Origin of the sequence: Kitasatospora sp. NPDC001309 (genome assembly GCF_042896295.1) — a bacterium.
Taxonomy (GTDB): domain Bacteria; phylum Actinomycetota; class Actinomycetes; order Streptomycetales; family Streptomycetaceae; genus Kitasatospora.
Genome location: NZ_JBIAXC010000027.1, coordinates 124,451 through 130,487, shown reverse-complemented (window position 1 = coordinate 130,487; position 6,037 = coordinate 124,451). Strand labels below are relative to the sequence as shown.

8 protein-coding genes and 1 riboswitch are annotated in these 6,037 nt (G+C 73.4%); of the genes, 4 read left to right on the top strand and 4 right to left on the bottom strand.

Annotation, left to right across the window (positions count from 1 at the left end; genetic code table 11):
• Positions 1–87 precede the first annotated feature (87 nt).
• Genes ACFY2K_RS25775 through rpmB form a run of 3 tightly spaced genes read right to left on the bottom strand, consistent with a single transcriptional unit; the run spans position 88 to position 1,804 of the window.
• On the bottom strand, positions 88–1,257 hold the full coding sequence (locus tag ACFY2K_RS25775; protein ID WP_387714304.1) for a CobW family GTP-binding protein: 1,170 nt from the start codon (positions 1,255–1,257) through the stop codon (positions 88–90).
• A gap of 5 nt (positions 1,258–1,262) precedes the next feature.
• Positions 1,263–1,568 (bottom strand): 30S ribosomal protein S14, encoded by a 306-nt coding sequence (gene rpsN / locus ACFY2K_RS25770; RefSeq protein ID WP_375889956.1) that lies wholly within the window; start codon positions 1,566–1,568, stop codon positions 1,263–1,265.
• Entirely contained in the window at positions 1,568–1,804 is a 237-nt protein-coding gene (rpmB, locus tag ACFY2K_RS25765; RefSeq protein ID WP_350508652.1) for a 50S ribosomal protein L28, read from the bottom strand. The genes rpsN and rpmB overlap by 1 nt, the downstream gene beginning before the upstream one ends.
• Positions 1,805–1,969: 165 nt before the next feature.
• Here rpmB and rpmG point away from each other — a divergent pair, with 165 nt between their 5' ends.
• Positions 1,970–2,134, top strand: a complete 165-nt coding sequence (rpmG, locus tag ACFY2K_RS25760; RefSeq protein ID WP_387714296.1) for a 50S ribosomal protein L33 — start codon at positions 1,970–1,972, stop codon at positions 2,132–2,134.
• A 30-nt stretch (positions 2,135–2,164) separates the two neighbouring features.
• Positions 2,165–2,413, top strand: a complete 249-nt coding sequence (locus ACFY2K_RS25755) for a type B 50S ribosomal protein L31 (RefSeq protein ID WP_375889960.1) — start codon at positions 2,165–2,167, stop codon at positions 2,411–2,413.
• A gap of 72 nt (positions 2,414–2,485) precedes the next feature.
• Here ACFY2K_RS25755 and ACFY2K_RS25750 read toward each other — a convergent pair whose 3' ends face one another.
• Positions 2,486–3,607 (bottom strand): HoxN/HupN/NixA family nickel/cobalt transporter, encoded by a 1,122-nt coding sequence (locus ACFY2K_RS25750; RefSeq protein WP_375889961.1) that lies wholly within the window; start codon positions 3,605–3,607, stop codon positions 2,486–2,488.
• A 31-nt stretch (positions 3,608–3,638) separates the two neighbouring features.
• A riboswitch (cobalamin riboswitch) is annotated at positions 3,639–3,833 on the bottom strand.
• Positions 3,834–3,914: 81 nt separating this feature from the next.
• Between ACFY2K_RS25750 and ACFY2K_RS25745 the strand changes: the two genes are divergently transcribed.
• Complete coding sequence (locus ACFY2K_RS25745; protein ID WP_380401448.1) at positions 3,915–4,298, top strand: ArsR/SmtB family transcription factor; 384 nt, start codon at positions 3,915–3,917, stop codon at positions 4,296–4,298.
• Between the two features lie 53 nt (positions 4,299–4,351).
• Entirely contained in the window at positions 4,352–6,034 is a 1,683-nt protein-coding gene (locus ACFY2K_RS25740; RefSeq protein ID WP_375889965.1) for a hypothetical protein, read from the top strand.
• The last annotated feature ends 3 nt before the right edge of the window (positions 6,035–6,037 follow it).

Genomic DNA, 6,037 nt, shown 5'->3' with positions numbered 1-6,037 from the left:
CGAGGCCGACAGATCCGGTTGAGGACCCGAGGTCAGTCAGAGGTTGAGTCAGACCTGCCCGGGAACCGCTCATGAACATCCTCACTGTCAGTGGTGGACGGGGTCGAGGAGGTCCCGGAAGCCGTCCGGGAGGGCCTTCCAGCCGGGTTCGCCGGCGGCGAGTTCGGTGTCGGTGAGCAGGCAGGAGTCGAGCAGTTCGGTGAGGCCGTCGACGTCCAACCCCTCCGCGGTGAAGGTGAGCTGCTGCACCCGGTCCCCGTGCAGGGGGTGCCAGTCGAGGGCGGCCGCGGCGCGGCGGGCCGGCGGGTAGAGGTCCCAGGCGGCGTCGGGCAGGGCGATCAGCCAGGGCCCGCACTCCTCGACCGCGAGGTTGGCCCCGGCCGCGTCCCAGGCGAGCATCAGGTCGGGCCGGTTGGCGAGCCAGAACCTGCCGCGGCTGCGCTGGGCGGCCGGGACGAGCAGTTCGAGGGCCCGGTGCAGCCGTTCCGGGTGCAGCGGCCGGCGGCGCTCCCAGACCAGGGTGCTCACCCCGGCCTCGTCGCTCTCCTGGGGGAGCAGCGCGATCGCCGGGTTGACGCGGTCGCGCGCGGCGGCCACGTCGAAGCCGCCGAGGGCGGCCCGGGCGAGCGCACCGGTGCCGAGCCGGACCACCCGGGCGGTCGGGTGGAGCTGGCGCAGCAGCGCGAGCCCCGGCGCGTGCGCGGTGGCGCGCGGCACGGCGAGCGTGGTGGCGTACTCGACCTGGTGGGCGAGCGCCTCGGCGCGGGTGCGTTCGTCCCGGGCGGCGGTGTGCTGCCCGTGCTCCACCAGCTCGTCGGGCACGGAGAGTTCGCCGACCAGCCGGTCCGGGTCGACGGCGGTGACCACGCCCGCGAGTTCGATCGCCTCCGCCAGGGGGCGGCCGTCCACCTCGCCCCCGGCGAGCACCTCGACCGCGGGGTGCGGGTCGCTGCCGCCCCAGAGTTCGACCACCGCGAGCCCGTACCGGCCGCCGTCGGCGAGTTCCAGCAGCCGGGGCAGCAGGTCCTCGCGCAGGGCGCAGCACGGGCAGTCGTTCACCAGCGGGACCGAGCCGGTGTCGAACGCCCCGCCGGCGTCCCGCAGTTCGCGGTGGACCAGGCCGCGCGCGGCGTCCCGCAGGTCGTGCCGCAGCACCACGGCGTCCACCGCGGCGGCCGTCAACTCCTCGACGGCGGACCGGCGTTCGTCCGGGTGCAGCCCGGCGACCACCACCACCGGGAGCCTGGTGCCGTCCATGCCGCTCACCAGCTCGCCTTGCGCACGCCCGGCAGGTGTCCGGCGTGGGCGTGGACGCGCAGGTTGACCCGGGAGAGGCCGAAGGCGCGCAGGTAGCCGCGCGGCCGGCCGTCGACGGCATCGCGGTTGCGGACCCTGGTGGGGCTCGCGTCGCGGGGCTGGCGGGCGAGTTCGGCCTGGGCGGCGGCGCGCTCGGCGGGGGCGGTGCCGGGGTGGGCGATGAGCCGCTTGAGTTCGGCCCGGCGCTGGGCGTAGCGGGCGACGATCACTCGCCGCTGCTCGTTCTTGGCGATCTTGCTCTGCTTGGCCATCAGACCTTCCCCCCTCGGGCGCGGATGCGGGCGACGGCGGCCTCGACGCCGATCGTGTCGACGGTCTTGATCCCCTTGGCGCTCAGCACCAGCCGGACGTACCGGCCCTCACTGGGCAGCCAGTAGCGCTTGCGCTGGATGTTGGGGTCGAAGCGGCGCGGGGTGCGGCGGTGCGAGTGCGAGATCGCGTTGCCGAAGCCGGGCCGGCGGCCGGTGAGCCGGCAGTGGGCGGACATGGGTGCTCCCTGGCGTCCGGGAATGGGCAGGACGGAGGTCACGTTACACCAGATGAAAATGACATCCATTTCGGTGTACGGTTCCGATCCAGCCCCGCGAACCCCGCACCCGGAGGCCCCCGGACCCCGAGGGTCCACGGGCCCGAGACCCCAGGAGGACGCCCGATGGCCCGCAGCGAACTGCGCCCCGTGATCAAGCTCCGCTCCACCGCCGGCACCGGCTACACGTACGTGACCCGCAAGAACCGCCGCAACGACCCGGACCGGATGGTCCTGCGCAAGTACGACCCGGTCACGGGCCGGCACGTCGACTTCCGCGAAGAGCGCTGACCGCACGAACCCCCTCGGAGGAGCCCAGCCATGAAGCCCGGAATCCACCCCGCCTACCGCCCGGTCGTCTTCCGCGACAAGGTCGGCGGCCTCGCCTTCCTCACCCGCTCCACGGTCACCGGTGACCGCACGGTCGAGTGGGAGGACGGCAACACCTACCCGGTGATCGACGTCGAGATCTCCTCGGCGAGCCACCCCTTCTACACCGGCCAGTCCCGGGTGCTCGACACCGCCGGCCGGGTCGAGCAGTTCCGCCGCCGCTACGGCGACCGGCACTGACGGCGGAACGCGAACGGCGCCTCCCCGGCTCGGGGAGGCGCCGTTCGCGACGCGCGGGCACTGCCGCCACCGCTACTGCTGCTGCGTGGGCGTCCAGCGCTTCTCGACGCCCGCCAGCTTCCAGTACGCGATGGCGATCGCCCACACCACCACGAACAGCCCGGCGATCGCGTAGCCGACGTTGTCCAGCGAGATGTCCGCGATGAACCCGGTCACCGGGTCGGTCAGGTCGAGCTTCTCGTGCAGCACGCCGACCAGCTCGATGGTGCCGATGATGAAGGCCACCGCGATCGACAGCCCGGTGATGGTCAGGTTGTAGTACACCTTGCGCACCGGGTTGGAGAAGGCCCACTGGTACGCGAAGTTCATGAACGTCCCGTCCAGGGTGTCGAACAGGCTCATCCCGGCCGCGAACAGCAGCGGCAGGCAGACGATCGCGTACCAGGGCAGCCCGGCCGCCGCGCCCGAACCGGCCATCACCATCAGGGTGACCTCGGTCGCGGTGTCGAAGCCCAGGCCCAGCACCATGCCGACCGGGAACATCTGCCCGGGCCGGGTGATCGAGCGGGTCGCCCGGTTCAGGATCCGGGCCATGAAGCCGCGCGAGTCGAGGTGCGCCTCCAGCTCCGACTCGTCGAACTGCCCGGCCCGCATCGAGCGGAACACCTTGAGGATGCCGAGCAGCGCCGCCAGGTTGAGCGCTCCGATCAGGTAGAGGAAGGCGCCGGAGGCCGTGGTGCCGACCAGCCCGAGCCACTTGTGGGTGGCCGAGTCGTCGTCCATCAGCGTGTTCGCCAGCTGGGCGCCGCCCGCCACCAGGGCAGCCATGATGACCACCATCGAGGAGTGGCCGAGCGCGAACCAGAAGCCGACCGAGACCGGCCGCTTGCCGTCCGCCATCAGCTTGCGGGTGGTGTTGTCGATCACCGCGATGTGGTCGGCGTCGAAGGCGTGCCGCATGCCGAGGGTGTAGGCCGTGATGCCCAGGCCCACCCCGAAGACCTGGGTGCCGACGGCGTAGTTGTGCGGCGCGACCAGGAAGACGAGGGTCCCGAAGGCCACCACGTGCATGGCCAGGATCACCCCCATCAACCCGGCGGTCCGGAGGGTGTCCTCGCGCTTCCACCGGAAGGTGGGCAGTACGGAGGGGGCGGGGCCCGCCTCGGCGGGCGCGGCGGTTTCGGGCAGGGTCATCTTCGGATCACGCTCCAGCACCTCGTGGAATGACTTCGTGAGATGCCGTGGCCGGTCTCCTGGCTCACGGGGCTTCCCGACCCGCCTTCCCAGGTGCACGAAGCACCCAGTGGCACGTGGATCCGGACGACTGTCCCCCGATCACAGTGGCGAGGGCCGCTCCGGAATGGGACCTGTTGAGGGTCCGTCACCGGTCTTCCCGAGCACCACGGCGGGGAACACCGTAGGGGCAGGACCACACCCTCGCAAGGTTGCGCACCTGTGCAGGTGTCCAGGATCACAGGTCGTGAGCTGCCAGAATGTCCGCATGCATCTCGTACCGGCCGACCGCGCGGGCCACCGCACCATCGACGGACACCGGGTCTGCGAGGCCATCGCCGCCATCGGGGACACCGCCCACGTCCGGACCTGGGCCGAGCGGTTCTCCCTGCTCTCCGACCCCGGCCGGCTCGCCCTGCTGCTCGCCCTCCACCGGGCCGGCCCGCTCGCCGTCAGCGACCTGGCGGTCGCCACCGGCATGCGCGACCCGGCCGTCTCCCAGGCCCTGCGACTGCTCCGCACGGCGGGCGTGGTCACCGGCGACAAGGACGGACGCGTGGTGCGCTACCGGCTCGTGGACGACGCCCTGCGCCCCCTCCTCGACGAGTGCGCCGCCGCCGACCACGAGGAGCCCGCCGCGGCGGCGGGCTGACCGACACTCGGCAAACCACGCCGGGGGCGCGGCGGGGTGAGTACGATCACGATGTGCCGTCCCACCCCCACGTCTGGCCCGCCGACCGCTGGAACACCCGCCCGGTCAAGGCCCGCGTGCTGGCGGTCGCCCGCACCCTCACCTCGGCGACCCGGGTCCTGGACGTCCTCACCCTGCTCGACCCGGACGGCATCGAGCGGTACTTCACCGTCAACCCCGGCTCCGCGTTCGCCGACCGCGCCCTGGACGAGTACCTCCACGGCCTGCCCGGCTACACCGTGCTGGACTGGGAGGACGCCGTCCGCCACCGCTTCGACCTGGCCGTCGCCTGCGCCGTCCACGCCTCCATGCACCGGCTGGACGCCCGCCTGGTCGTCCTCCCGCACGGTGCCGGCTACAACCGCCTGGTCACCGAGTCCACCGGCGACGCGGTCAGCTCCGCCGGCCTCTCCCGCAACGAACTCACCCACCGCGGAGAGGTGTTCGTCGACGTCCTCGGCCTCTCCCACCCCGAACAGCTGGACCGGCTGCGGGCCTCCTGCCCCGAGGCCCTGGACGTCGCCGAGGTCGTCGGCGACCCGTGCTTCGACCGGATCCTGCGCAGCCGACGCTCCCGCGACGGCTACCGCGCCGCCCTCGGCGCCGTCGACGGCCGGCGACTCGTCGTCGTCGACTCCACCTGGAGCGAGCACTCGTTATTCGGCCGTCACCCCGACCTGCCGCAGCGGCTGGTCCGCCGACTGCCCGCCGACGAGTACGCGGTGGCCGTCGTGCTGCACCCCAACATCTGGAGCCGGCACGACCCGGCGGCCCTGCTCGACGACGCCCGGCGGATGGGCCTGCGCCTCGTCCCGCCCCACCAGGGCTGGCAGGCCGCCCTCGTCGCCGCCGACGTCATGATCGGCGACCACGGCTCGGTCTCCTTCTACGGCGCCGCCCTGCGACGGCCCACGATGATCGTCGCCACCGGCGCCGCCGAACTCGACCCGCGGTCCCCCAGCTACGCCTTCGGCCAGGCCGCACCCGTCCTCGACCCCGACGGCGACCTCGCCGCCCAACTCGAACTCGCCCTGGCCCGGACCCCGGACGACCGCACCGACCTGACGGCCATCACCGACCGCTCGCTCGCCCACCGCGGCGAATCCGCCCGACTGCTGCGCCCACTGCTCTACTCCTTCCTCGACGGCCTCGACGAGCCCGCCGGCGAACCCGTCCTGCCGCCCTACCCCAAGCCCGCGCCCCGGCCCGGAGGCGGCGAAGGGCCCAGCGCGTACGACGTCGAGGGCAAGAGCGAGGGGACGGAGGTCAGCCTGCGGCGCTACCCCTTCCACCCCGACGACCACACCCCGCGCGGCTTCCACGCCCTCACCGACGACCACCCGGGCGACGCCCTGCGGTACACCGCCGAAGTCCTCGCCCGCACCGAGGCCCGGGCCGAACGCCCCGCCGTCGAGTGGCTCGCCGACACCGCCCTCGAACTGCCCGGCCTCGCCGTCGCGGTGGCCGCCCTCGGCCCGGCCCGGCACCTGCTCCGGCTGCCCGGCGGCCGACTCCTCGAAGCCCACGCCGCACGCGACTTCGGCAGCCCCGAGCCCGTCCTCGACCCCCTGCTGCTCGGCTCCGCCGTCGCCTGCTGGCTCTCCGACGGCGGCGACCCGGCCGGCCTGCCCGAGCACGGCCTCACCGTCCGCACCGGCCGGCACTGCACCCGGGTCGCCTTCACCGCCGGGCCCTGACCG

What these genes read in the sequence shown, in the direction of transcription:
- ACFY2K_RS25775 (WP_387714304.1), bottom strand. Translation starts at nt 1,257, where the DNA reads ATGGACGGCACCAGGCTCCCGGTGGTGGTGGTCGCCGGGCTGCACCCG.
- rpsN (WP_375889956.1), bottom strand. Translation starts at nt 1,568, where the DNA reads ATGGCCAAGCAGAGCAAGATCGCCAAGAACGAGCAGCGGCGAGTGATC.
- rpmB (WP_350508652.1), bottom strand. Translation starts at nt 1,804, where the DNA reads ATGTCCGCCCACTGCCGGCTCACCGGCCGCCGGCCCGGCTTCGGCAAC.
- rpmG (WP_387714296.1), top strand. Translation starts at nt 1,970, where the DNA reads ATGGCCCGCAGCGAACTGCGCCCCGTGATCAAGCTCCGCTCCACCGCC.
- ACFY2K_RS25755 (WP_375889960.1), top strand. Translation starts at nt 2,165, where the DNA reads ATGAAGCCCGGAATCCACCCCGCCTACCGCCCGGTCGTCTTCCGCGAC.
- ACFY2K_RS25750 (WP_375889961.1), bottom strand. Translation starts at nt 3,607, where the DNA reads ATGACCCTGCCCGAAACCGCCGCGCCCGCCGAGGCGGGCCCCGCCCCC.
- ACFY2K_RS25745 (WP_380401448.1), top strand. Translation starts at nt 3,915, where the DNA reads ATGCATCTCGTACCGGCCGACCGCGCGGGCCACCGCACCATCGACGGA.